The 266-nt window shown below is 43.2% G+C and carries 1 protein-coding gene; it reads left to right on the top strand.

Annotation, left to right across the window (positions count from 1 at the left end; genetic code table 11):
* Nucleotides 1–266: response regulator (locus CWC03_RS23265; protein WP_138583833.1), on the top strand; the 266-nt coding region annotated here is incomplete at both ends.

Below are 266 nucleotides of genomic sequence, written 5' to 3' on the forward strand. Positions count from 1 at the left end.
GTATCTGAAGGTGTGAACGAGGGTTTAAATCATAATTTTGCCCTAATTTTATTAGACGTAATGCTTCCACAAATGGATGGTTTTGAAGTGCTAAAAGCGTTACGTGTTCACAAGATGACACCCGGTATTATGTTAACGGCAAAAGGCGATGACTTTGATCGCATCTTTGGTTTGGAGCTAGGTGCTGACGATTATATTCCCAAACCGTATAACCACCGGGAGCTACTCGCTCGCGTTAAAGCCAATACGCGTCGCCTCGATCATTT

Source organism: Pseudoalteromonas sp. S2755 (assembly GCF_005886535.1).
Classification (GTDB): domain Bacteria; phylum Pseudomonadota; class Gammaproteobacteria; order Enterobacterales; family Alteromonadaceae; genus Pseudoalteromonas.